Origin of the sequence: Aeromonas sp. 82P (assembly GCF_051919365.1) — a bacterium.
In the GTDB taxonomy this organism is placed as follows: Bacteria; Pseudomonadota; Gammaproteobacteria; order Enterobacterales; family Aeromonadaceae; genus Aeromonas; species Aeromonas veronii.
Genome location: NZ_JBQBEV010000001.1, coordinates 3,866,203 through 3,889,359 on the forward strand (window position 1 = coordinate 3,866,203; position 23,157 = coordinate 3,889,359).

Sequence of the window (23,157 nt, forward strand, 5' to 3'; positions counted from 1 at the left end):
CGTGGCTCTCCCTTTTGTTAGGTGATGATTCAATCAGGCCGGAGCCCTCTCCTGCGCAGACGGCGCAAAGGGGCGCAGCCGCAGGAAGAAGACCGGCAAGACCACCAGCACCATCAGGAAGAAGATGCCGCCGCCGAGAGGCTCGAACAGCACGCCACAAAGTGCCATCAGGGCCGCCACCGTCATGCCGAGGCCAAGGGCCGCATAGAGCGCCTGGGTCGGGATCAACTGCTCGGCGGGCAGCTGGCGAGTCATGAAGCGCACAGCCCCCAGATGGCTCATGCCAAAGGTGACCGAGTGGAGCAGTTGCCCCAGCACCAGTACCCACAACTCGGTCGAGGCACCCAGCAATACCCAGCGCACCACACAACCGACGGCACCGGCGATAAAGAGACTCTGGGCGCCAAAGCGTTGCAGGAAACGCTTGTCGGCGGCGAACATGCAAATCTCGGCCACCACCCCGAGCGCCCAGAGATAGCCGATGATGGTGCCGCTATACCCTTGCGCCTTCCAGTAGATGGCGCTGAAACCGTAATAGGCGGCGTGGCTCCCCTGCAGCAAAGCTGTCAGCAGCAGGAAACGGCGCACCGATGCGCTGCGCAGGGTTGCCAGCAAGGACGCCTTGGCCCGCTCGCCCTGACTATCCTGTGGCGCCGGATAGAGCGGCAGCCAGCTGAGCAGCAGCATCAGCGCCAGCCCCGCCACCATGGTGTGCAAAATCCAGTCACTACCGAAGTTGCCCACCAGCGCCCCCACCAGGGTAGAGGCGACAATAAAGGCAAAGGAGCCGCACAGCCGCACCTTGCCGTAATCGAGATGGGCCTGCACCACCATGCGGGTCGCCAGCGCCTCCCCCACCGGCATCAGGGTCGGATAGATAAAGTTCGCCAGCAGGGTCAAACCCACCAGCCACCAAAGGTTATGACTGAGATAGAAGCCGAGAAACGCCAGCAGACTGAGCAGGGAGAGCAACCGAGTAACCGGCAGCAGATGGCCCGCCCCCTTGATCTGCCCCATCACCATCAGGTTGCCGGCAAAGCGGATCGCCATCCCCGCCCCCAGCAGGAGACCAATCATCTCGGCGCTGACGCCCACCCCCTCCAGCCAGAGCGACCAGAACGGCAAGTAAGCGCCGTAGACAAAATAGAAGGCGCCGAAAAAGAGCGCTAACCAGGAGAACGCGGGCATAGATCCTCTGCAACCGGATGACGGGAGCAGAATGATAACCCATCCTCCCCCGCAGATCCCGATGGAAACCCCGCGAAGAAATCGAAAAAACTTCAATAAAATTGAACTATTACCGAATAGGCGGGGTCTACCTAGTAACACCTCCTCCTGGTTAGTGTTGCAATCCTTCCACCCGCCCATGGCGGGTTTCTTTTTTTAGGCAAACATCTGCTCTGCTCCATCGTCACAACATGGCGGCGACAAAAAAGGGGCCGAAGCCCCTTTGATCATCTGCGTCTGTTGTTTGCTCTTTAGAATACGTATTTGACCCGTGCACTCAGGTTGCGGCCCGGTTCGGTCATCATGCTGTTATCGGAGCCCTCGGCACGACCGGCGATGCGCTCGTAGCTGGTGTACTCCTTGTCAAACAGGTTGAAGACCCCGACGTTGAGCTGCAGGTCGGTCATCGGGTTGAACTGGGCGTACATATCCACCACACCCCAACCAGCCGCCTTCTCATACTCCTTGCCGTTCGCATCCTTGCCGACCTTGCCCATGTCGTCGGCAAAGCGCAGTGCTGTATTGAAGTTCCATTTTTCCTGCTCCAGACGGACACCGACACTGCCACTCAATGGGCTTAATTCATTGATATAATTACCGTTACCATTTTTACCATCGATATATGCCAAGTTCCCCCAAATATTGACAATGTCATTGAACCAGTAATCCGCCTTGGCCTCGATCCCTTTAGTCGTAACCTTACTCAAATTTTGAAATTGATAAACATCGGTGTCTCCTTCCTTACCAACAACAACGCGGCTGATGAAATCGTCAAACTTGTTGTAGAAGCTGGCCACTTCATAGCTGAAGCCATTGCTGTTGCCACGTACACCGAGATCGATGCCGTCGCTGCTCTCCGGGTTGAGGTTAGGGTTGGGCTCGACACGATACCTGTAAGCCTGATGGTTCAGGGTGGAGAAGGCGTTGTCATACATGGGGGCCTTGAAGCCGTGGCTGTACTGGGCGAACAGGTTGGCCGCCTCGTGGGCCTTAAACACCAGACCCAGCTTGGGTGACAGCTCCCCTTCCGATAACTTGTGCAGCTTGTCGCCTGTGTAAGCAGGGTCGTTGTCCGGAGTCATCCGGTAGTAGTCATAACGGGCCCCCGGGGTCAGCACCCAGCGCTCGCCAAACTTGATCTCGTCAAAGGCCCACAGGGCGCTGCGCTCGCTAGTGGTCGCCGGGAAGCTCAGCTCGTTGTAGCCGACAAAATCACCGGGAGTCGTAGGCCCCTTGTAACGGGTACGTTCGTTGTCGGTGTGCTCGTACTCAGCACCCCAGGCCAGGCGGTGGTTGGCGACTGCCTTGTGGAACTGCAACTGGGCGCCGATGTTCTTCTGATCGAACACATTGTGATCCAGCGAATTTTTGAACACATAGCGGCTACGCGGGTTAACCGGATACTGGGATGAGGCGTACTGATCCAGCGTCTGCTTGGTGCGGGCAAAGTAGACCTTGCTATCCATCCGGTCGGCCCAGCCTTGATTCAACGCGATGCCGTGATCCAGCACCACAGAGAGGTTATCAGTCTGCTTGTCGGTAATGGGCTGCTCGAAGACCTGCGCCATCCGGCTACCGACCTTGTTGAGCTTGACCGCATCCGGTTCCTCGCCATCGGTCAGGTAGTCAACGGTCAGCTTGAGGAACTGCTCATCGGAGAGGTTCCACTTGCTCTTGAGCAGCAGGGCGTGGGTACCGATATCGAAGTCGTTCTTGGTGGAGTCGAAATTCTGGGTCACACCGCCATCGCGCCAGGTGTAGCGCAGCAGGTTCTCCACTTCACCAGTGCGCAGGGCGCCGGTAAAGCCCGCCATCTTCTGGTGGCTGCTGGAGGCGTAACCGCTGGTCACGTCCAGATAACTATCCTTGCCCTTGAGGAAATCGCTGGCATCCTTGGTGGTGATGGCAATTACGCCACCCAGCGCATCGGAGCCGTAGGCGGCAGACGCAGGCCCCTTGGCCACTTCTACCTGCTTGATCATGTCGGTATCAAAGTAGCTCTGGCCAACACCGCCCTTGCTGTAAGCATCGTTCTGGCGCACACCGTCGCGCACCACCTTGACCCGGTTTTCCCCCATGCCGCGGATGATGAAGGTCTGGGTATCCCCCTCCCCACCCAGCGCCTTGACTCCCGGCTCGTAGCGGAACAGGTCGGCGACGTTGGTGACGACCTGCTCTTCAATCTGCTTGGCGGTGATCACCGAGATGGGGCCGGAGACATCTTCCAGTTTTTGCTCCATCCGTGAGCCGCTGACGACCACGACTTCATCCGCCTTCTGGGTGGCAGCAAAGACCTGGGAAGAGAGACCGGCCGCCACGGCGAGGGCAACCAGAGAGAGTGCGTTATGATGGGTCACAGCGAATCCTTATTGAGAACTGTTATCAAACAGGCCGCATATTACCCGGCTCTCGACAAAGATCAACAAGAAACGAAATCATTCTCATTTGTTTTGAACCAAATTGGTTTTACACTGTCGCCCTGTGTTGCCCTTATTCTCTATTAGCCCCCCGAGATGCACCGGCATCCGGGCATATCAGCCGTGAGATCCCATGATTAGACGACTTCCCCTGCTCGCCCTGCCGCTGCTGCTGGCAGCCTGTGCCACCCCCACCCAACCGACCCAGTCATCACAGTTGCAGACGCTCTATGACTACCGGCTAAGCAGCGAGGGAGACGCAGACCTGACGCTGGAGCAGGCAATCGCGCGCATTGCCGACGCCGACATCATTCTGGTGGGTGAGCTACACAGCCATCCCGCCGTGCATCTGTTGCAATCGCGCCTGCTGAGCGGGCTCTACACCGCAGGTCAGCAGCACGGTCGGCCATTGGCCCTCTCCATGGAGCAGTTCAGCCGCGCCGACCAGAAGACGCTGGATGCCTATCTGGCGAACCAGATTGGTGAAGCGGCCTTGATCCGCGAAGGCAACGCCTGGCCCAACTATCCGAGCGACTACCGCCCGCTGGTAGAGTTTGCCAAGGCTCACCAGATGCCGGTGATCGCCGCCAACGCCCCCAAACCGCTGGTGAGCTGTGTCGGTCAGGAGGGGGCTGAGTGGCTCGACAAACTGCCCGCGTCGCGCCGCAGCCAGCTGGCCCGCCAACTGACGCTAGGGGATGATCCCTATAAACAGAAATTTATGGCCTCCATGCACCACGGCGACGCCGACAGCAACGCCCGCCGCTTCGCCGCCCAGACCAGTTGGGATGACACCATGGCCGAGAGCATGGTGGATTATCTCGCCAAGCACCCGGGCCAGCAGATCATGCATATCGCCGGCAATTTCCACGTCGAGGGGGGGCTTGGACTCGCCAGTCGCATCGCCAGCCGCAATCCTGCCCTCAAGGTGGCGCTGGTCGTGCCCCGCACAGATGAGACCTCTGTTGCAGATCCCGCAGCCGATGTGCAGGTAACCATCATGCCGCTGCCTAAGCGCTGGCAAAACAGTGACGAGATGAAGCAAGATATGGGCGCGCTGCATCAATCCCGCAGTCGTGACTGCAGCCAGTGGCTGCAACCCTAATCTTCCAGGAAACGGCGGGTAAGAAAATGGATGTGTTACTGATCATCGATGTGCAGCAAGGCTTGTTCAACGAGCCCCGTTACCGCCAGGAGCAGGTGCTGGCCAATATCAATCGGGCGGCAGCCCATGTCAGGCAGCAGCAGGGACGGGTCATCTATATCCAGCATGACTCGCCCCCCGGTACCGAACTGGAACCGGGTACCCCGGGTTGGCAGTTGCACAGTGCACTGCAACCGGCCAAGGGAGAGAGCCGGGTACGCAAAACGGCCTGTGACAGCTTTCTCGACACCGAGCTCGCCTTCCTGCTGGCCGAGCAGCCGGTCGATCGACTGATCCTCTGTGGCTGTGCCACCGATTTTTGCGTCGACACCACGGTGCGCAGTGCGGCCTCCCATGGGTACGAGGTGCTGGTGTTGAGCGATGGTCACACCACCGCCGATCGCCCCCACCTGAGCGCGGCCCAAATCACCGAGCACCATCACTGGATGTGGCGCCACCTCAGCCTGCCGGAGGGGCGCAGTGTCACCCTGCTCACCACCGACGAGCTGCTGGCAGTAACACCCACCCTGCAGCCGTGCTAATCTGCGAGCCTCGCCTCGTTTCTCACTGGAGTCTGTCGTGCGCCTGTTGTCTGCCACCCTGTTGTTGATTGTTCCCCTGCTGTCGGCCTGCTCCAGCTTGCCCGGACAGAAGTATGACGGGCCGGAACCTCTTTTTCTGACCCACATCAACGAGGAGGGGAGCAAGCGGTTCACCTTTGAAGCCGCACCCAACGACACCTTGCCGCGCGGCCTCTCGGCGGCCCAGAGCCAGCGGCTGCTGGAACAGCGAGAGGCGTTGCAGGAGAACCTGCTGACCGAGACCCTGGCGACCAAGCAGTATTGCCGCCAGGGATACATAGTGCTGAGCCAGACCTCCTGGAAGGTGCGGGGGGAGTGCAACGAAACGGCCACCGACGCCGATCGTCGCGCTTTTCCCAACAAGGCCAGCTGGCAGGATTGAACTGGAGGATGAGATAACGCAATAAAAACGGGCAGCCAATTGGCTGCCCGTTTTGTTATGACGGCTGTCGTGGTCGACAGGGATTATCAGACCGGCGCATCGGCCGGGCTGGTGAGCTCGGCACCGTTGTCGATGCGCTTGTGCCCTTCCACCAGATGGACGAAATCCACCAGCTCGTCACCGGAAACCGCGAACGCCTGTCCGAAGCCCTTGACGAACAGCCCCTGCTCCGGCTTGAGGCGGAACAGTTTGAAATCCTTGAGGTTGGAGAGACCCTTGATGATCTCGCCAAAACGACCTTCCAGTGCCGCCACCGCCTTGCTCCAGCGGGCGTCGTCACGGGCCACCACTTCAGCCACCGCATCGAAGGTCAAGCGCTTGCGGGCAAACAGCTCGCGGGCACCGCTCTCATCCTCGATCAGCATCAGGGATACCCGGGGCACCTGTTGCAGGTTGCGGGCGTGGCGGGCGATCTCGGAGATCAGCACATAGTAGCCATCTTCCTGCAGCACAAACGGGGCATAGCTGGCGTTGGGATTGCCTTCGCCATCGACGGTGGCGAGCTGCAGGGTGCGGCAGCTGTCGCGAAACTCGCGGATCTCCGGTTGCAGGCGGTTCTGCAGACGCTCCTGACGTTCACTCATGCTTTGACTTCCTCTTGAGAGTTGTGGCGCAGCGCCATAAAACGGGTGACCTGATCGGCCAGCAGCTGGCGTTTCTCGTCGCGACCCAGATAGACCTTGAAAATGCAGCGGCCGGAGTGACCGAAGAACTGGAAGGAGTGCCCCTCCTTGCCCATGAACAGCTTGCTGACCAGCGCAATCCCCGCCACGTTGTCGAGCTTGAGATGACCATGCAGCTCACCGTCGCGGCCCATCAGGTTGTAGTAGCCGCGTGCGTCCTTGCCTTTCGGGAAGGGGGCTTTGACCTCGAAGATGGAACCTTCTGATTCGACGATGGTGGTCACCGGGCCCCAGTCGGCCAGATCTTCCAGCAGACCTTGTGCGCGATCGGCGGGCAGCAAGGTCACCAGCTCGGCGGGCAGATGGCGAACCACCTCCCATTCGCTGATGGCAAGCTGGGCCGCCAGGGTGGACGGATGAGCGCCGGGATCCTGCTCCAGCAGCGCGTGAATGCGTTGTGCAATGCTCATGTTTTCTCCCTCTGCGGGACCATATTGTCCCGCTGTTTATCATGGCGGCTACTCTAATAAAGCACCGGAATCAATGCAATTGATAATTGCTATCATTATCAGTGCATTTTTTCCAAAGCCTTGATATTCTCGGCGGCACACCCGTTTCATTCACCCCTTCGGAGGTTAGCATGGGCCGTCGTCTTGCCCTCGCCATCACCCTGCTCTGCAGTTCACTCTCTTCCTTCTCTGCCGTTGCCGCCGACGGACAGAAAGAGCGTATCGTCAGTATCGGCCCGGCCACCACTGAACTCATTCTGGCTCTTGGCGGTGAATCGAGCCTGATCGCCACCGATGTCAGCAGCCCCTTGCCAAAAGGGTTGCCCAAGGTGGGTTATCACCGGGCTCTGGCCGCCGAAGGGATCCTGAGCCTCTCTCCCACCCGACTGGTGGGCAGCGATGAGATGGGCCCGGCCCCGACCCTGGATCAGTTGCGCCGTGCCGGGGTCAAGGTGGAGGTGCTGGATACCGCGCCGACCCTCGCCAACCTCAACCAGCGTATCGACACCCTCTCCAGCCTGCTGGGCGATAAAGCCGCTGGCGATCGCCTGAAGGCAGAGATCCAGGCTCAGACCGATCAGCTGGCGGCGCAAGCCAAACAGAACAAACCGCTCAAGGTCGCCTTCCTGCTGCTGCACAAGGGGCAACCCACCAGCATCGCCGGAGGGGACACCACCGCCAGCGCGCTGATTTCGCTGGCAGGCGGCATCAATCCGGTCACCGAGTTGCGCAACTACAAGCCGGTATCCGCCGAAGCCCTCATCGAGATGCAGCCCGATCTGGTGCTGGTTAGCGGTCGTGACTGGCAGCAGTATGCCGATCCGGCCAAGGTGCTGGCCGAAGTGCCCGCACTGGCCGCTACCCCGGCTGGCAAGCGTAACGCCATTCACGCCATCGACGGCCACGCCCTGCAAGGGGGCCTGAGCCTCAACTCCCTGCAACAGGCGAACCAGATCGCCCAGTGGATCAAGCAGGGGTCATGATGCGCTTGCCCCTCTCCTGGCTGCTGGCCTTTACCACGGCCGCACTGGCACTGTTGCTGCTCGGTTCTCTGGCAACCGGCCCCATGACCCTCACTCTGGGCGAGAGTCTGCGGGCGCTGTTTGCTGGGCAGGAGAGCGGGATTGAGTCACACAAGCTGCTGATCGTGCAGGAAATTCGCCTGCCGCGTACCCTGCTCTGCATCGCAGTGGGGGGGATCCTCGGGCTATGTGGCGCCGTGATGCAGGGGCTGTTTCGCAACCCCTTGGCTGACCCCGGCATCATAGGTGTCTCCGGCGGTGCGGCGCTCGGTGCGGCGCTCGCCATCGTGCTGCTGGCCCCCCTCGGCCAGCAGCTGCAAGCCACCATAGGGGTTGGTCTGCTGCCGCTGCTCGCCTTTCTCGGCGGCGCGCTCACCACCACCCTGGTCTATCTGCTCGGCACCCGTGAGGGGGGCACCTCGGTCACCGTCATGCTGCTGGCCGGGGTAGCCATCACGGCGCTCTCCGGTGCAGTGATCGGCCTGCTCACCTATCTGGCGGACGATCAGATGCTGCGCAACCTGAGCCTGTGGCAGATGGGAACGCTGGCGGCAGGCAAACCGGCCGATGTGGCGCTGGCCCTGCTCACCTTGGCAGCCCTGCTGTGGCTCTTTATGCGCGATGCCAATCCCCTCAATGCCCTGCTGCTGGGTGAAGGAGAGGCCCGTCATCTTGGGGTCAATGTGCAATCCCTCAAGCGCCGCCTGATTCTGCTCACCGCAGCGGGCGTCGGGGTGGCGGTGGCGGTATCGGGGATGATCGGCTTCGTCGGGCTGGTGGTGCCCCATCTGGTGCGCCTGCTGGCAGGCCCCAACCACGTCAGGTTGCTGCCACTCTCAGCCCTGCTCGGCGCCGCCCTGCTGCTGGCGGCCGACATGCTGGCTCGCACCCTGCTGGCCCCGGCCGAGCTGCCGGTGGGCATCATCACCGCCCTGCTCGGCGCTCCCTTCTTCATCTGGCTGCTGGTAAAAGGCCGCCGCGCCCTGTGATACGGACTGTTATGCAACCACTCTCATCCTCACTCTCCTCCCCCCTGTTGAGCTGCACCCGACTCAGCCTGCGTCGCGGCCAGCGCCAGATCCTGGATGGGCTCGATCTTAGTCTCGAGAGCGGCACCCTGACCGCGCTGCTCGGCCCCAACGGGGCGGGCAAGAGCTCGCTGCTCAAGTGCCTGACCGGCGAACTGGAATATGAGGGTTCCATCACCCTGTTTGGCGCAGATCGCCAGCAGTGGGACAGCAGCCAGCTGGCCCACCGACTCGGGGTATTGCCGCAAAGCTCCTCACTCAACTTCCCCTTTCTCTGCGAGGAAGTGGTCGCCATGGGGCGCTTGCCCCACAGTGAACCGGCGGCGCGGCGTGACGAAATTGTGGCTGCGGCCATGACCCATGCCGGGGTCGAGCATCTGGCCAAGCGGCTCTATCCCGGGCTCTCCGGCGGCGAGCGGCAGCGGGTGCAGTTTGCCCGGGTGCTGGCGCAGATCTGGCAGGCCCCCTCTCCGACCGAGCAGGCCGAGCAACCCCGCTTGCTGCTGCTCGACGAACCCACCTCGGCGCTGGATCTGAAATACCAGCATCAGCTGCTCACCATGGCGCGCGCCCTCGCCAGCCGCAATACAGCGGTACTGGTGGTGCTGCACGACCTCAATCTGGCGGCGCGCTATGCCGATCGGCTGGTGATGCTGGAGCGGGGCAAGCTGATGGCCGATGGCACACCTGCCGAGGTGCTGACCCCCGAGCTGATTGCCCGTCTCTATGACTATCCGGCACAGGTGATCCACCACCCCGAGAGCGGCCTGCCGATGGTGGTGTAGCTGCTTTTTCCGAGGGGATATGCCAGAAAGAGAAAACACGCCCCTATAATGGCAACCTGTTAACCAATGCAGGTGCCCACATGATTCGCTTTGCCACGTTTAATGTTGCCTTTGACCGCACTGCCGCCGGTATGCTGACCGGTGAGCTGGCGCTGACCCGCACCGAGCAGGATGCCCTGCTGGCCCGCCTCGCCGAAGGGAGCCTGAGCGGCGCCACTGAAACCAAAGCCAAGAACGTGCAGCAGATCCGCAACGTGGCGGAGATCATCCAGCGCACCCGCCCGGATGTGTTCCTGCTCAACGAGTTCGACAACGACGGCAAGGGCGAGAGCACCGCCGATCTGAAAGCCTTCAACGACAACTATCTGGCCCACGCCCAGCACGCCGAAGTGACGGCTATCAGCTATCCGGTGATGCAGAACTTCGCCACCAACACCGGCCTGATGAGCGGTTATGACCTCAATCTGGATGGCAAGGTCAACAGCGGCCCCGACGATGCCTGGGGCTTTGGCAACTACCACGGCCAGTACGCCTTTGCGGTGATGTCCAAATACCCCATCGACACCAAGCAGATCCGCACCTTCCAGCACTTCAAGTGGAAGGATATGCCGGGCGAGCAGAATCCCATCATCGATGACTGCAACAATCCCAAAGTCAAGATCCCGGCCAGCCGCCAGTGTGGCGATGCCTGGTATGAAGACGCGGCCTGGCAGCAGTACCCGCTCTCCTCCAAGAACCACGCCGATGTGCCGGTACGGATCAAGACCGAGAAGGGTGAAGAGGTAATCCACTTCCTGATCTCCCACCCGACCCCGCCAATCTTTGCCAACGCGGCGCGCCACACCGTCAAACACAACCGCGCCGAGATCGCCTTCTGGAACGACTACGTCAAGGGTCTCAACTACATGACCGATGACAAGGGCACCAAGGGTGGGCTGGCCAAAAACGCCAAGTTCGTCATCGCCGGCGATCTCAACGCCGATCCGCTCACCGGTGACGGCGACCTGACCGCCATTCAGGATTTGCTAAACAACCCGCTGATGAATCAGGCCATCACCAATGGCACCCTGATCCCGGTCAGCGAAGGGGGCCCGGAGTGTGTCAGCAAGGGGGCCGACTGCAAACGCAACCTCAATCGCCCCAACCCGGAACGGATCACCAACAGCAGCGTGCTGCAGCTGGATCACGTCATCCCCTCCGCCAACCTCAACGCGGTCAAGAGCGGCGTCTTCTGGCCTGCCAGCTTCGAGGCCGGTTATCACCTGGTCTATGATGCGAAACTCGGCATCGCCAAGGGAGTCAGTTCGGATCACCGCATGGTGTGGGTCGATCTCAAACTCGACTAGCTCTGCCATGACCCCGCTGCCGCGGGGTATTTTATTGGCGATGGCAGCGAGCGGAGCGCTGCTTATTAATCCACCAGCTGGCATTGAGTTATCCATCCATAACTCCTCCCTAGCCGTTGAATGGGCCTCGCGATCACAGAACCGCCGCGCCAATGGTGGTAGCATGCCTCCTCTTGCCATCCGGCCGCACGGCGGTTCCGGTGGCCCTCCCTCCTCCGCTTTCACTTTTTGAGGACGTATCTGATGGAACTGCTTCTGCTTAGCAACGGTAAAGCCAACGAATTTCCGGGTCTGCTCGGCTGGGCCCGGGATCGGGTTCAAAGCCTGCTCGCGCGCAAACAGGTCAAACGCATCCTGCTGATCCCCTACGCGGTGATCCGCAGCGACTGGGATGCCCGCGCCAACGAACTTACCGAGAGCCTCGGGATCGAGACCATCAGCATTCACCACTTCGATGATCCGGTCGCGGCCGTCAATCAGGCCGACGCCATCTTTATCAGTGGCGGCAACACCTGGCGCCTCAACCAGATGCTGCACGAAAACGGCCTGATCGTGCCGATCCAGCGTGCCGTGCGCGAACGGGGCGTCCCCTATGTGGGCTGGAGCGCTGGTTGCAACGTGGCGACCCCGAGCATCCGCACCACCAACGACATGCCGGTCTGCAACGCCGCCGTGCTGCCCGCGCTGGGCCTGTTTCCGCTGCAGATCAACCCGCACTATCTCGATGCCAGCATCAGCGGCCACATGGGCGAGACCCGCGACGAGCGTCTGGCCGAGTTCTGCGCCATCAACCCGAGCGAATATGTGGTGGCCCTGCGCGAAGCGAGCCTGCTGCAGATCAGCGGCGATACCGTTGAGTACTGGAGCGCCCGCGATCAGGACTTCAAGATCTTCAAACAGGGTCAGGAGCCGCAAGCCTTTATGGACGCCGCCCCGCTGGCCGAACTGACCCCCTTCAAGGTCGGCTGAGCCACGCAGAGCGCCGCGCCACTGGCAGGCGGATAGCTCGCGAAACCGTTAAAACAAAAGAGGGATGGCTCAATGCCATCCCTCTTTTTTATCGTCATCTTTCAGCTGGTTGCAGCCTGATTACTCACCCTGCAGGGTCACCAGCACCTTGCGGGCACCGCCATCGACGCGATGTTCGCCAAGCCAGATCCCCTGCCAGGTGCCGAGCGCCAACTGACCGTCACGGATCGGCAGTAGCAGGCTCACCCCGAGCAGGGAGGATTTGATGTGGGCGGGCATGTCATCCGCCCCCTCATAGGTGTGGCGATAGTAGGGGGCATCTTCCGGCGCCAGCCGGTGCAGATGGGCCTCCATATCGCTGCGCACGCTGGGGTCGCAATTCTCGTTGAGGGTGAGCGAGGCGGAAGTATGTTGCAGTAGCAGGTGGGCCATGCCGATCCGGTAATCCGCCAGCATCGGCAGCTTGGCCACCAGCTCGTCAGTCACCAGATGAAAGCCCCGCGAACGGGGCTTCAACGTCAGCAGGCACTGCTGCCACATCAGACATACTCCATAAAGACGCGGGAGGTGAGTTTGGTGATGAGTTCGTAGGGGATGGTGCCAATCTCGTCAGCCACCCGCTCTACCGGCAACCCCTCGCCCCACAGCACCGCCTCATCGCCGGCCTTGTCGGTGGCGCCGGGCCCAAGATCCACCGTGCTCATATCCATGGAGACACGCCCCACCAGCGGCACGATGCGGCCGTTGATCAGCACCGAAGTGCCATTGGGCGCCATGCGCGGATAACCGTCACCGTAGCCGATGGCGATCACCCCGAGCCGGGTATCGCGATCCGACACCCAGTTGGCGCCATAGCCCACCGGCTCGCCCGCCTTGTGATCCCGCACCGCAATCAGCTGGGTCTTCAAGGTCATCACCGGCTGCAGGTCGTAATCAGCCGCCACCGTGTTGGGGAAGGGCGACACGCCATAGAGGATGACACCGGGGCGAACCCAGTCGCAGTGGGAGTCTGGCCAGGCCAGAATGCCCGCCGAGTTGGCCATGGCCCGCTCGCCCGCCAGCGGTGCGGTCAACTTGCTGAACAAGTCGATCTGCTCGCGGGTAGTGGGCTGCTCCAGCTCATCGGAGCGGCTGAAGTGGGTCATGATGTTGAACGGCTGCACCACGTTCTTGCACTTGCCGAGTCGTTCGATAAAGGCGGGCATCTCGTCGGCACGCACCCCGAGGCGATGCATGCCGGTGTCGAGCTTGAGCCAGGCCACCACGGGCGCTGGCAGCTCGACCTGCTCCAGCGCTTCGAGCTGCTCCCAGGTGTGAACCGCCGTCTGCAGATTGTTGGCCGCCAGCACCGGCAGATCGTCGGCAGAGAAGAAGCCCTCCAGCAGCACGATGGGTTTGACCACGGCGCAGGAGCGCAGCATCAGCGCCTCTTCGATACGGGCCACCGCATAGGCATCCGCATCCACCAGGGTGCGGGCGACCGGCAGCAGTCCGTGGCCATAGGCGTTGGCCTTGACCACAGCGATGATCTTGCAAGCGGGAGCGTGGCGCTTGACCACGGCGAGGTTGTGGCGCAAGGCCGCAGTGTTGATTTGGGCAGTAGCCGCTTTCATGGTTTTCCCTTACGAGGGCACAAATGGTCTCCCCCTCATCGGGCCGAAGACCGCCACTCACTTATCGTCGTCGAAGGCCGGACCGGCATAATTGTCGAACCGGGAAAACAGGCTCTGGCTGCCTCTCAATAAATGGCAAGCGGGTCAGAGCGGTGGTGGCAATCCTGACCACAGGATTGCCATGATTGTTACTTATCAATAATCGTCGTCAAACGCCGGACCGGCGTAGTTGTCGAACCGGGAGAACTGACCCTGGAAGGTGAGGCGCACCCGGCCGATAGGGCCGTTACGCTGCTTGCCGATAATTATCTCGGCAATCCCCTTGTCCGGGCTGTCATCGTGATAAACCTCATCACGATAGATAAACATGATCAAATCCGCATCCTGCTCGATGGAGCCCGATTCACGAAGATCCGAGTTGACCGGGCGCTTGTCGGCCCGCTGTTCCAGGCTTCGGTTCAACTGGGAGAGCGCCACCACAGGGCACTGCAGCTCTTTCGCCAGCGCCTTGAGGGAGCGGGAGATCTCGCCGATCTCCAGGGTACGGTTGTCAGAGAGCGCCGGCACCCGCATCAGCTGCAGGTAGTCCACCATGATCATGGATAGGCCACCGTGCTCGCGCGCCACCCGACGGGCACGGGAGCGCACATCGGTCGGGGTGAGGCCGGAGGCGTCATCGATATACATCTTGCCCTTTTCCAGCAGCAATCCCATGGTGGAGGAGAGGCGTGCCCAATCCTCGTCGTCGAGCTGACCGGTACGCACCTTGGTCTGATCGATGCGACCGACTGAGGCGAGCATACGCATGATGATCTGCTCGGAGGGCATCTCCAGCGAGAAGATAAGCACCGGCTTGTCGGCGGTGAGGGCCGCATGCTCACAGAGGTTCATGGCAAAGGTGGTCTTGCCCATGGAGGGACGGGCCGCCACGATGATCAAGTCCGAACGCTGCAAACCGGCGGTCATCTTGTCGAGATCGTTGTAACCGCTCGATACCCCGGTCACCCCGTTGTGCGGCGTCTTGAACAGCTCTTCAATCTTGTCGACGGTCTGCTCGAGGATGAGCTTAAGGGGCTGGGGCCCCTCGTTGGCGCTGGTGCGCTGCTCGGCAATCTTGAATACCTTGCTCTCGGCCAGATCCAGCAGATCGCCGGAGGTACGGCCCTGTGGCTCGTAGCCTGCTTCGACTATCTCGTTGGCGACCGAGATCATCTCCCGCACCACCGCCCGCTCGCGCACGATTTCGGCGTAGGCGTTGATGTTGGCGGCACTCGGGGTGTTCTTGGCGATCTCCACCAGATAGGCGAAGCCACCCGCCTCTTCCAGCTGTTCGGAGCGTTCCAGCTCCTCCTGCAGGGTGATGAGGTCGATGGGGTTGCCCGCGTTGGAGAGGCGGGTCATGGCCTGGAAGATCAACCGGTGCGGACGGCTGTAGAAATCCTGATCGATAACCCGTTCGGCAACCCGATCCCAGGCATCGTTATCCAGCATCAGGCCGCCCAGTACGGACTGTTCGGCCTCAAAAGAGTGGGGAGGAACTTTCAGCTGTTGTGTCTTGGCGTCTTTTTTCGCCGTCACTTGCTCTGCCATACACATAAAAACCGCAGCGGGAAGGGGACGGGAATTTTACAAAAGAAAGCCAACTACGGCGAGCCCTATCTGGCGGCTCATACCATCATAAAGGGCCAAACCAGAGTCTGCTCTACCTTGACCATTTTGATTTTGCTTCGCATTTTGCGCTCCTTGCGACTCAATCTTCTGCTTTTCATCCGGTTTACTCCTCTTGTTTGACGCCGCATCGCGGCAACCTCGTTCATGAATAATTCATGCCAGAGGTGATATTGATGAATACAAGCTGCGACACAATTAGGGACAGGCAGCCTGCCATGCGCCTTGCTGAGCTTGCCAAAGCGGAGCATGCCCCACCCACAGACGAGAGTGAAAAGAGTCAAAATGAAAAAGATGCTGACCCTGTTTGCCGTGATCCTGGCCATTGGCCTGGGGGCACCTCACGCCGAAGCCAAGAAGTTTGGCGGCGGCAAATCCTTTGGTAAAAGTTACAAAACTGCGCCGGCCCAGCCTGCGGCCAAACCGGTCGACAACAAGAACCCGACACTGAATGCCCAGACTCCGCCGAAAAAGAGCGGCATGATGGGCGGCCTGCTGGGCGGCCTGCTGGCCGGTGGCCTGTTTGCCTACCTGCTGGGCAGTGGTGCCTTTGAAGGTCTGCAAGGAATGGACTTCCTGCTGATCGCTCTGCTGGCGCTGGGGGCAGTCTTCCTGATCCGTACCCTGCGCAAGGGCAAGGTCGCGACGCCACAGCCACAACAGGCAGCCTATGCGGGCTATCAGCCACCGCAATCCGCTGCCCCGCAACAGTTTGAGCAGAGCAACAGCGCACCGCAAGCCACCGGCTTTGCCGACAGCGACGTGCCGTTCCGCCTGCCGCCGGGCTTTGACATGAACAGCTTCCTGGCCGGTGCCCGAGATCACTATCGCACCCTGCAAGAGGCGTGGAACAAGAACGATCTGGAAAAGGTGCGCGAGTACGTCAGCCCCGAGCTGTTTGAGCAGCTCAAAGCCGAGCGCGCCGAACTGACTGGCGACCAGCACACAGAAGTAATGTATGTCGACACCCAGCTGGTACGTGCTGACTATGGCAGCGACTGGGCCCAGGTGAGCGTGCGCTTCAGCGGCCGCTACATGGACCGTCAGGAGCAGGTCGAAGAAGACATCAAAGAGGTGTGGCACCTCGAGCGCGATCTGGCCAAGAACAATGCCCCCTGGCATATCGTCGGTATCGAGCAGCTGTAAGGCTTCGCGCCTATCAGTTAGTCACTAGGCAATAGCCAGTCAGTTAAGCCTGACTGGCTATTTTTTTATGGGGCACAACGAGACCAAATAGAGACTGACGCTGGCTCGTTATAGCTGTTGGGGCATGAAGTAACTTGGTCATATTGTGCTGATGATGACACCGATTTGATGACTCGTTTGCAGATGACGTTTGCGCTCCGCACAAAAGCCCCATCGCGGAACCGAGAGGGAATAATGTTGAGCATTAACCAAAAATAAGCAGCCCTGTTAGCTTGGGAAAAGCCGCGAGCCTATTTGACAGACATAAAAAATCCGAAGCCAGAACAACCGACTTCGGATTTCATCATCCAAGGAGGAGCAATTAATGAGCATTAATTGCTCGGTATGACTCCTACGGCAGATTTCTTATCATCGGCATGGCCGTGATCAGTGGTGATGGCCCTTGCCACCACAACCGCCGCCACCGCAGCAGCCGCCGTGACCATGGTCGTCACCGTGGTCGTGGCCATGATCGTGACCGTGGCCAGCACCGCCGCAGCAACCGCCCTGGCCGTGATCCTCATCGTGGTCGTGACCATGACCGCCACAGCAGCCGCCGTGATCGTGGTCATGACCGTGATCGTGACCGCAACCACCGGCACCGTGAACGTGGCCGTGAGCCAGCTCTTCGGCAGTGGCAGCGCGCACATCCTTGATCTCGACCTTGAAGCCCAGGGTTACGCCTGCCAGCGGATGGTTGCCATCCACCTTGACGAACTCTTCGGACACTTCAACCACGGTCACAGGACGGTGGCCATCGTCGGTTTCAGCCACAAAAGTATCCCCTTCGGAGACTTCCATGCCGTCGAACAGCTCGCCCGGTACTTCTTGTACCAGTGTCTCGTCATATTCGCCGTAGGCCTGGCTCGGTGCCAAAGTCACTTCGAAGGCTTCACCTACCGCGCGACCTTCCAGCTCGGCTTCCAGGCCAGAGACCAGGTAACGGGTGCCGTGCAGATAGACCAGCGGCTCTTTGCCGACAGTGCTGTCGATGACTTCACCGTGCTCGTCGGTGACTGTGTATTCCAGCGTAACCACGCTCAGAGGAGCTACTTTCATGTCAGGATCCTGCGGATAGAAAAAAACGGGCTCAGAATACCCTAAAAAGCGGGCCGCGCATATGCCGTGCCGCGCCACTGAGTGACGAAAAAAACGGCAACTGCGTCAACGAGGAGACCCGCATTCCACCCGCCGTTCCCTTATCAGGGGCGAAACACCCCGATCACCTCTTCCGCCTCGCGAGTCTGCTTGTCGACCTCGGCAGGCGTTTGTACCTGGGTATCGCCACAGGCGATGCAGGTCACCTTCTCGACTCCATGCTCCAGATACAGCATCATGTTGTCCAACTTGCCGCACGCCGGGCAGACTGCACCGGCAATGAAGCGTTTTTTACGTCTGGTTTCCATATTTGTTACCTCCAGGCAGCATCATATCAGGGTTTTTACATGCATCACGCCATCGAGTACCACCATTTTTCCTGCCAGGGCCTGCACGCCGGCAACCGCAAACGAACTCCGGTCGGGCAGCTGTTGCGGATCACCCGGGGCGCCGCGCTGCTGAGACTGGGCCAACATGAGCTGTTGCTGCCGGCAGGCAGCAGTTTCTGGCTCTGCGCCGATGCCCTCGCGGCCTTCAGCCCCCTCAGCGGTTGCGAGTACGATCAGCTGAGCGTCTCTTTGCGCGTGGCTCAGCCGCAGCAGGCAGGCTGGCTGCAGACCACCCCGCTGCTCGATGCCCTGCTCGACTCGCTGGCCCGGTGGCAACGTCCAAAAGAGTGGCAAGGGGCCTACGGTCAGCGACTGCAGGTGATCCTGGATGAGCTGCAACAGTGTGCCATCAGCCAGCAGGGTCACGGTGAGCTGCAAGCCTGCTGGCAAGCGCTGGCCAATGGCCAACCGGAGTCTCTGCAACTGTGGGCACAACAAGCCGATGCGCCGGTGGAAGGGAGTGAATTGCAACAACAGTGGCAACTGCTGCAGGCGCTCAGATTGCTCAAGGGCGGCAGCAAACCCGCGCAGGTGGCCAGCAAGCTGGGTTATGCCGATGAGGCCGCATTGCAAGCAGCCTGCCAGCAGTGGGGCGTTGGCGAGGATGGCGATCAATAACCGGACGCCGATGGAATACGCCAACGAAATTGGCTGAATGAGTCCAGTTTTTTGCCAGATGGTCGTTAACAAGGAAGGGCCATTCCACCCGTAATCCTTTATGCTAGAGGCCTGAAGTGACTGCCAACGTTTCGACCAACAGGACATCTGCTATGACGAGCAAAGCCAATCAATCCCAGGGCATGTTGCTGTTTCACCTTTCAGCCAAACAATCCTTTGCCATCGGTACCCTCAAGGTGAAGGAGATAGTGCCCTACACCCAGCTGACGGCAATGCCCCACTCGCACCCGACCGTGTTGGGGGCTGCCAATATGCGCGGCTCCACCATTCCGGTGATCGACATGGCGATGGCGGTGGGCTATCGCCCCATCAGCAAGGAGGAGATGCCTCACTGCTTCATCATCATTACCGACTGCCGCCGCACCCTGGTGGGTTTTCTGGTACGGGGCATCGACAAGATCACCGAGTGCAACTGGCGCGATATCGAATCGCCCCCCGCCTCCCTCGGCCACAATGTGTTCGTAACCGGCGTGACCCGGGTCAATGACCAGCTGATCCAGCTGCTGGATGTGGAGCTGATCCTCTCTCGGGTCTATCCGGATGATCCGAGCCACCTCTATCCGGTGCTGACCGATGTGCAGCGGGAGCGGATCAAGCCGATGCGGATCCTGCTGGTCGATGACTCCTCGGTCGCCCGCCGTCAGCTGATGGCAGCGCTGGACTACATCAATATCCCTTATGAGGTCTGCACCAATGGCAAGGATGCACTGACCCTGATGCAGACGCGGGCAAGCCAGAAGACCCCGATCGACATTCTGGTTAGCGATATCGAGATGCCGGGGCTCGATGGCTACGAGCTGGCCTTCGAGGTGCAGAGCGACAGCAAACTGGCAGGGGCCTACATCATCCTCCACACCTCGCTCTCCAGCGAGATCAGCGTGGAGCGGGCACATCAGGTGGGTGCTCATGAGGCGCTGACCAAGTTCGAAGCCAATGAGCTGATCCAGGCCATGCTGCGCGGCGCCGAACATCACGATCGCCTGCTGAAATAAGCCAATGACTGGCGGGAGGAACACTCCTCCCGTCCTCCTTATCTTCGACCCAGACCGACTGACCCCATGCTGACCGAGAGCCACTTCCACGCCCCCTGGTGGGCACGCAATCCTCATCTGCAGACCATATTGCCCAAATGGCTGCGCCGCACCCCAGCCCGTTTTGTGGCGGAGCGGTTTGAACTGCAGGATGGGGACTTTGTCGACCTCGCCTGGAGCGGGGAAGTCAGCCTTGATGAACGGCCGCTGATAGTGGTGTTTCACGGGCTGGAGGGGAGCATTCACTCCCACTACGCCAAGGGATTGTTCGCCCACCTGCAGCAAGAGGGCAGAGAGGCTGTGCTGATGCACTTTCGCGGTTGCAGTGGCGAGCCCAATCGCCACCTGCAGGCCTATCACTCCGGCGCCATCGGTGATGCGCAGGAGCTGATTGCCGAGCTGAACCAGCGTTTCCCGGGCAAACCGCTGATCGCCATCGGCTTTTCACTGGGTGGCAATATGCTGGTCAATCTGCTGGCAAGGGCCTGTCCTGCGGCATTGAAAGCGGCGGTGGTGGTCTCGGCCCCGCTGCAACTGGCGAGCTGCGCCGAGCGGGTCAATCAGGGCTTCTCGAAGGTCTATCAGAACTATCTGCTGCGCACCATGCGCCGCAATTTGCTCAGCAAAATCAGCCAGCAGCAGAAAGCGAGTGAACGCTGGCAACCTAGACAAGTGGAGCAGATTGCCACCCTGCGCGATTTTGACGAGCTGGTCACCGCGCCGCTGCACGGCTTTCACAGCGCCAACCACTACTACCAGAGCTGCTCGGGGCTACCGCTGCTGGCTCAGATCCCCATCCCTACCCTTATCCTGCACGCCGCCGACGATCCCTTTATGTCACACGCGGTCATTCCCCGGCCGGAGCAACTCTCGCCCACGGTGCGCTATGAGTTGAGCCAGTGCGGCGGCCATGTCGGCTTTCTGCACGGCACGCCCTGGCGGCCACGGTTTTGGCTGGATGAGCGGATCAGCCGCTGGATTGCCGAACAGAGTCACTCCGCAACACAGAATTGATTGCGTCCCGACTCCTTGGCCCGATAGAGCGCCTGATCGGCCCGTTCCAGCAACTGGCTAGCCCCTTCGCCGGACACATTGCTGGCAATCCCCTGACTCACCGTCACCCAGGGGGCAACCTCGGACGCCAGATGCTCCAGCCGCAGGCTGGCCAAGCCATCTTGCAGCCGCTGCGCCACGCTGGCCGCCGCCTGACGGTCGGTATTGGGCAGCAGTAGCACAAACTCCTCTCCGCCATAGCGGGCCACCAGATCAGATGGTGTGCGTACCGCACGGTTGAGCGCTTGTGCCACCTCCTTGAGGCACATATCCCCCACCTGATGGCCGTAGTGGTCGTTGAAGCGCTTGAAATAGTCCACATCGATCAGGATGAGCGATAGCGGAGCGCCGCTCTCCTGGCTATGGGCCAACGCGCGATCCAACTCGATATTGAAATGCCGCCGGTTGGCGACACCGGTCAGAGGATCTTGCTTGGCGAGCTGATCAAGTTGGCGCAGCAGCGTCAGATTTTCATGCTCCCGCATGATCGCCAATTCAAACCAGCGGTGCAGCATGCGGCGGCCGACCTCCAGCGCAATCACGCCAAACAACACGCCAAGCAGGTAGATCTGGGGAAAATTGACGCGTAAAAAGAGTTCCAACCCCACACCCACCGTCATCGGGCCCAAGAGATAGCCATAAAAAACCTTGCGATCGGGATAAAACGCGATGAGCGCAGCCAGCAGGTTGAGCCGCATGATCCCGTTGGCATAGCTGACTCCTCCCCGCAGCTCCACCTGACCAATCGTATAGATATGCAGCGTCCAGAGTCCGCCCCATAGCACCATCACCAGCGCAGCCATCAGTAACCAGAGGCGGTCCTGCAGATGGTCACAAAAGAGGCTGACAACAGGTAGCAGCAATAGCACCACCATGACCAGGGCCAGCTCACTCTGAAAGCGCCAGGGCAAGCTGTCATCACTGGCGAGCCCGACCTGGCTGTAAACCTCATAGCGTATCGAAAGAAACAACACCACCAGCCAGTTCAACAACCAGAACCACACCATGCCTCGGGCAATCGCCTCTCGACGTGCGCTGTCCAGATGCTCAGTCAGGGTTAACGGCGCGCTGCGCTGCGCTTCAGACAACATATCTCAGACTCCGGTGAAAAGGTAAAAAGTGATTGCATTCGCGGGATTCAACACAACAATAGCCTGACGATCACCTCTTTTGCTGTGAGACCTTTAAATGATCATTCCCTGGCAAGAACTGGACGGCGACACCCTGACCAACCTGATCGAACACTTTGTGTTGCAGGAAGGAACCGAATATGGAGAGCAGGATGTACCGCTTGGCGTCAAAGTCGATGCAGTGAGAGAACAATTACAGCAAGGCAAAGCTGTCATCGTCTACAGCGAGCTGCACGAATCGGTGAATATCGTGATGAAAGACCGCTTCATCGAGCAGTCTTGACCCAACCGCAATCCGGACCTTATAACGGAATTCCCAAGGAAGAGAGAATCCCATGTCGGCCAAGCACCCCATTATTGCCGTTACCGGTTCGTCCGGTGCCGGCACCTCCACCTCCACCAACGCCTTTCGCTCCATGTTCCATCAACTGGGATATACCGCGGCTGTGGTGGAAGGTGACAGTTTTCACCGCTACACCCGACCGGAAATGGATGTAGCGATCCGCAAGGCGCGCGAACAGGGGCGCCACATCAGCTATTTTGGCCCTGAGGCCAATGACTTCGGGCTGCTGGAGAGCTTTTTTCAGGGCTATGGGCAGGATGGCAATGGCCAGTATCGCCGCTACCTGCACAGCTTTGACGAGGCAGTGCCCTTCAACCAGATGCCCGGCACCTTTACCCCCTGGCAGCATCTGCCCAGCAATACCGATCTGCTGTTTTATGAAGGGCTTCACGGCGGCGTGGTCACCGAGGATCACAATGTGGCGCGCCACGTGGATTTTCTGATAGGTGTAGTGCCCATCGTCAACCTGGAGTGGATCCAGAAGCTGATCCGCGATACCTCGGAGCGAGGGCATTCCCGCGAGGCGGTGACCGACTCCATCGTGCGCTCCATGGATGACTACATCAACTTCATCACCCCGCAGTTCTCGCGCACCCATATCAACTTCCAGCGAGTACCGACGGTGGATACCTCCAACCCCTTCAGCGCCAAGGTGATCCCGAGTCTGGACGAGAGTATGCTGGTGATCCGGTTTCGCGGTATCAAGCAGGTGGATTTCCCCTACCTGCTGTCGATGATCGATGGCTCATTCATGTCGCGGATGAACACCATAGTGGTGCCGGGTGGCAAGATGGGCTTTGCGATGGAGCTGATCCTGCGCCCGCTCATCCAGCAATTGATCGAAACCGGCAAAATAACCTGATTCAAAGGAGTTCA

24 protein-coding genes are annotated in these 23,157 nt (G+C 60.1%); 14 read left to right on the plus strand and 10 right to left on the minus strand.

From position 1 onward, the window contains the following. Positions 1–33: 33 nt before the first annotated feature. Together ACTG2S_RS17610 and ACTG2S_RS17615 are read right to left on the minus strand one after the other, a co-directional pair. A complete protein-coding gene (locus tag ACTG2S_RS17610; RefSeq protein ID WP_274161492.1) occupies positions 34–1,188 on the minus strand; it encodes a 3-phenylpropionate MFS transporter in 1,155 nt (384 codons plus the stop codon). A gap of 290 nt (positions 1,189–1,478) precedes the next feature. Further along, entirely contained in the window at positions 1,479–3,584 is a 2,106-nt protein-coding gene (locus ACTG2S_RS17615; RefSeq protein ID WP_274161493.1) for a TonB-dependent hemoglobin/transferrin/lactoferrin family receptor, read from the minus strand. 193 nt (positions 3,585–3,777) lie between these two features. Between ACTG2S_RS17615 and ACTG2S_RS17620 the strand changes: the two genes are divergently transcribed. The 3 genes from ACTG2S_RS17620 to ACTG2S_RS17630 are packed head-to-tail and all read left to right on the plus strand — an operon-like array spanning position 3,778 to position 5,751. Then, positions 3,778–4,749, plus strand: coding sequence for a ChaN family lipoprotein (locus tag ACTG2S_RS17620; protein ID WP_274161494.1), 972 nt, complete (start codon positions 3,778–3,780; stop codon positions 4,747–4,749). A gap of 26 nt (positions 4,750–4,775) precedes the next feature. Next, on the plus strand, positions 4,776–5,330 hold the full coding sequence (locus ACTG2S_RS17625; protein ID WP_158114134.1) for a cysteine hydrolase family protein: 555 nt from the start codon (positions 4,776–4,778) through the stop codon (positions 5,328–5,330). A 37-nt stretch (positions 5,331–5,367) separates the two neighbouring features. Continuing rightward, positions 5,368–5,751 (plus strand): hypothetical protein, encoded by a 384-nt coding sequence (locus ACTG2S_RS17630; RefSeq protein ID WP_005335256.1) that lies wholly within the window; start codon positions 5,368–5,370, stop codon positions 5,749–5,751. 86 nt (positions 5,752–5,837) lie between these two features. On the opposite strand, the gene hutZ is transcribed toward ACTG2S_RS17630, so the two are convergent. Next, positions 5,838–6,395: a heme utilization protein HutZ gene (gene hutZ / locus ACTG2S_RS17635; protein ID WP_005335257.1), complete on the minus strand. Its 558-nt coding sequence runs from the start codon at positions 6,393–6,395 to the stop codon at positions 5,838–5,840. Beyond that, a complete protein-coding gene (gene hutX, locus ACTG2S_RS17640; RefSeq protein WP_005362516.1) occupies positions 6,392–6,904 on the minus strand; it encodes a heme utilization cystosolic carrier protein HutX in 513 nt (170 codons plus the stop codon). Before hutX ends, hutZ begins: the two co-directional genes overlap by 4 nt. A 170-nt stretch (positions 6,905–7,074) precedes the next feature. Between hutX and ACTG2S_RS17645 the strand changes: the two genes are divergently transcribed. From ACTG2S_RS17645 to pepE, 5 genes are all read left to right on the plus strand, one after another. Beyond that, positions 7,075–7,926, plus strand: coding sequence for a heme/hemin ABC transporter substrate-binding protein (locus ACTG2S_RS17645; RefSeq protein WP_274161495.1), 852 nt, complete (start codon positions 7,075–7,077; stop codon positions 7,924–7,926). Then, complete coding sequence (locus ACTG2S_RS17650) at positions 7,923–8,954, plus strand: FecCD family ABC transporter permease (RefSeq protein WP_005335261.1); 1,032 nt, start codon at positions 7,923–7,925, stop codon at positions 8,952–8,954. Before ACTG2S_RS17645 ends, ACTG2S_RS17650 begins: the two co-directional genes overlap by 4 nt. 11 nt (positions 8,955–8,965) lie before the next feature. Then, positions 8,966–9,778 carry a heme ABC transporter ATP-binding protein gene (locus ACTG2S_RS17655; protein ID WP_064335610.1) on the plus strand — a complete coding sequence of 271 codons (813 nt, stop codon included), beginning with the start codon at positions 8,966–8,968 and terminating at the stop codon, positions 9,776–9,778. 80 nt (positions 9,779–9,858) lie between these two features. Further along, entirely contained in the window at positions 9,859–11,124 is a 1,266-nt protein-coding gene (locus tag ACTG2S_RS17660; RefSeq protein WP_279498663.1) for an endonuclease/exonuclease/phosphatase family protein, read from the plus strand. A 243-nt stretch (positions 11,125–11,367) separates the two neighbouring features. Beyond that, positions 11,368–12,093, plus strand: a complete 726-nt coding sequence (pepE, locus tag ACTG2S_RS17665; RefSeq protein ID WP_439983026.1) for a dipeptidase PepE — start codon at positions 11,368–11,370, stop codon at positions 12,091–12,093. 120 nt (positions 12,094–12,213) lie between these two features. Here pepE and ACTG2S_RS17670 read toward each other — a convergent pair whose 3' ends face one another. The 3 genes from ACTG2S_RS17670 to dnaB all read right to left on the minus strand — a co-directional run bounded on the left by ACTG2S_RS17670 (position 12,214) and on the right by dnaB (position 15,296). Beyond that, positions 12,214–12,633, minus strand: coding sequence for a secondary thiamine-phosphate synthase enzyme YjbQ (locus tag ACTG2S_RS17670; RefSeq protein ID WP_033114624.1), 420 nt, complete (start codon positions 12,631–12,633; stop codon positions 12,214–12,216). Further along, on the minus strand, positions 12,633–13,706 hold the full coding sequence (gene alr / locus ACTG2S_RS17675; RefSeq protein ID WP_021230808.1) for an alanine racemase: 1,074 nt from the start codon (positions 13,704–13,706) through the stop codon (positions 12,633–12,635). Before alr ends, ACTG2S_RS17670 begins: the two co-directional genes overlap by 1 nt. A 195-nt stretch (positions 13,707–13,901) precedes the next feature. Next, entirely contained in the window at positions 13,902–15,296 is a 1,395-nt protein-coding gene (dnaB, locus tag ACTG2S_RS17680; protein WP_026035132.1) for a replicative DNA helicase, read from the minus strand. A gap of 363 nt (positions 15,297–15,659) precedes the next feature. On the opposite strand from dnaB, the gene ACTG2S_RS17685 reads away from it, so the two are divergent. Further along, entirely contained in the window at positions 15,660–16,520 is an 861-nt protein-coding gene (locus tag ACTG2S_RS17685) for a Tim44 domain-containing protein (protein WP_005335275.1), read from the plus strand. 426 nt (positions 16,521–16,946) lie between these two features. Here the strand turns inward: ACTG2S_RS17685 and slyD are convergent, their stop codons facing one another. Beyond that, complete coding sequence (slyD, locus tag ACTG2S_RS17690) at positions 16,947–17,618, minus strand: peptidylprolyl isomerase (RefSeq protein ID WP_005348264.1); 672 nt, start codon at positions 17,616–17,618, stop codon at positions 16,947–16,949. Positions 17,619–17,761: 143 nt separating this feature from the next. Beyond that, positions 17,762–17,965 carry a YheV family putative zinc ribbon protein gene (locus ACTG2S_RS17695; protein WP_274161501.1) on the minus strand — a complete coding sequence of 68 codons (204 nt, stop codon included), beginning with the start codon at positions 17,963–17,965 and terminating at the stop codon, positions 17,762–17,764. 39 nt (positions 17,966–18,004) lie between these two features. Here ACTG2S_RS17695 and ACTG2S_RS17700 point away from each other — a divergent pair, with 39 nt between their 5' ends. The 3 genes from ACTG2S_RS17700 to ACTG2S_RS17710 all read left to right on the plus strand — a co-directional run bounded on the left by ACTG2S_RS17700 (position 18,005) and on the right by ACTG2S_RS17710 (position 20,769). Beyond that, complete coding sequence (locus ACTG2S_RS17700; protein WP_274161502.1) at positions 18,005–18,664, plus strand: hypothetical protein; 660 nt, start codon at positions 18,005–18,007, stop codon at positions 18,662–18,664. Positions 18,665–18,816: 152 nt separating this feature from the next. Further along, entirely contained in the window at positions 18,817–19,716 is a 900-nt protein-coding gene (locus ACTG2S_RS17705; protein WP_005335289.1) for a chemotaxis protein, read from the plus strand. Positions 19,717–19,782: 66 nt separating this feature from the next. Beyond that, positions 19,783–20,769 (plus strand): hydrolase, encoded by a 987-nt coding sequence (locus ACTG2S_RS17710; protein ID WP_279498665.1) that lies wholly within the window; start codon positions 19,783–19,785, stop codon positions 20,767–20,769. On the opposite strand, the gene ACTG2S_RS17715 is transcribed toward ACTG2S_RS17710, so the two are convergent. Next, positions 20,748–21,899, minus strand: a complete 1,152-nt coding sequence (locus tag ACTG2S_RS17715; RefSeq protein WP_279498666.1) for a GGDEF domain-containing protein — start codon at positions 21,897–21,899, stop codon at positions 20,748–20,750. The two genes, ACTG2S_RS17710 and ACTG2S_RS17715, sit on opposite strands and share 22 nt — an antisense overlap. Before the next feature lie 97 nt (positions 21,900–21,996). Here ACTG2S_RS17715 and ACTG2S_RS17720 point away from each other — a divergent pair, with 97 nt between their 5' ends. Next, positions 21,997–22,221, plus strand: coding sequence for a YheU family protein (locus ACTG2S_RS17720; RefSeq protein WP_005335298.1), 225 nt, complete (start codon positions 21,997–21,999; stop codon positions 22,219–22,221). Between the two features lie 52 nt (positions 22,222–22,273). Beyond that, positions 22,274–23,143 carry a phosphoribulokinase gene (locus ACTG2S_RS17725; RefSeq protein ID WP_005335299.1) on the plus strand — a complete coding sequence of 290 codons (870 nt, stop codon included), beginning with the start codon at positions 22,274–22,276 and terminating at the stop codon, positions 23,141–23,143. Positions 23,144–23,157 lie beyond the last annotated feature (14 nt).

Bases quoted from the DNA above. Each gene is read 5' to 3' on its own strand.
- ACTG2S_RS17705 (WP_005335289.1), top strand. From the start codon at position 18,817: ATGACGAGCAAAGCCAATCAATCCCAGGGCATGTTGCTGTTTCACCTT.
- hutX (WP_005362516.1), bottom strand. From the start codon at position 6,904: ATGAGCATTGCACAACGCATTCACGCGCTGCTGGAGCAGGATCCCGGC.
- pepE (WP_439983026.1), top strand. From the start codon at position 11,368: ATGGAACTGCTTCTGCTTAGCAACGGTAAAGCCAACGAATTTCCGGGT.
- ACTG2S_RS17695 (WP_274161501.1), bottom strand. From the start codon at position 17,965: ATGGAAACCAGACGTAAAAAACGCTTCATTGCCGGTGCAGTCTGCCCG.
- ACTG2S_RS17715 (WP_279498666.1), bottom strand. From the start codon at position 21,899: ATGTTGTCTGAAGCGCAGCGCAGCGCGCCGTTAACCCTGACTGAGCAT.
- ACTG2S_RS17700 (WP_274161502.1), top strand. From the start codon at position 18,005: ATGCATCACGCCATCGAGTACCACCATTTTTCCTGCCAGGGCCTGCAC.
- ACTG2S_RS17720 (WP_005335298.1), top strand. From the start codon at position 21,997: ATGATCATTCCCTGGCAAGAACTGGACGGCGACACCCTGACCAACCTG.
- ACTG2S_RS17620 (WP_274161494.1), top strand. From the start codon at position 3,778: ATGATTAGACGACTTCCCCTGCTCGCCCTGCCGCTGCTGCTGGCAGCC.
- ACTG2S_RS17725 (WP_005335299.1), top strand. From the start codon at position 22,274: ATGTCGGCCAAGCACCCCATTATTGCCGTTACCGGTTCGTCCGGTGCC.
- ACTG2S_RS17610 (WP_274161492.1), bottom strand. From the start codon at position 1,188: ATGCCCGCGTTCTCCTGGTTAGCGCTCTTTTTCGGCGCCTTCTATTTT.
- ACTG2S_RS17655 (WP_064335610.1), top strand. From the start codon at position 8,966: ATGCAACCACTCTCATCCTCACTCTCCTCCCCCCTGTTGAGCTGCACC.
- ACTG2S_RS17625 (WP_158114134.1), top strand. From the start codon at position 4,776: ATGGATGTGTTACTGATCATCGATGTGCAGCAAGGCTTGTTCAACGAG.
- ACTG2S_RS17670 (WP_033114624.1), bottom strand. From the start codon at position 12,633: ATGTGGCAGCAGTGCCTGCTGACGTTGAAGCCCCGTTCGCGGGGCTTT.
- ACTG2S_RS17650 (WP_005335261.1), top strand. From the start codon at position 7,923: ATGATGCGCTTGCCCCTCTCCTGGCTGCTGGCCTTTACCACGGCCGCA.
- alr (WP_021230808.1), bottom strand. From the start codon at position 13,706: ATGAAAGCGGCTACTGCCCAAATCAACACTGCGGCCTTGCGCCACAAC.
- slyD (WP_005348264.1), bottom strand. From the start codon at position 17,618: ATGAAAGTAGCTCCTCTGAGCGTGGTTACGCTGGAATACACAGTCACC.
- ACTG2S_RS17685 (WP_005335275.1), top strand. From the start codon at position 15,660: ATGAAAAAGATGCTGACCCTGTTTGCCGTGATCCTGGCCATTGGCCTG.
- dnaB (WP_026035132.1), bottom strand. From the start codon at position 15,296: ATGGCAGAGCAAGTGACGGCGAAAAAAGACGCCAAGACACAACAGCTG.
- ACTG2S_RS17710 (WP_279498665.1), top strand. From the start codon at position 19,783: ATGCTGACCGAGAGCCACTTCCACGCCCCCTGGTGGGCACGCAATCCT.
- ACTG2S_RS17660 (WP_279498663.1), top strand. From the start codon at position 9,859: ATGATTCGCTTTGCCACGTTTAATGTTGCCTTTGACCGCACTGCCGCC.
- ACTG2S_RS17645 (WP_274161495.1), top strand. From the start codon at position 7,075: ATGGGCCGTCGTCTTGCCCTCGCCATCACCCTGCTCTGCAGTTCACTC.
- hutZ (WP_005335257.1), bottom strand. From the start codon at position 6,395: ATGAGTGAACGTCAGGAGCGTCTGCAGAACCGCCTGCAACCGGAGATC.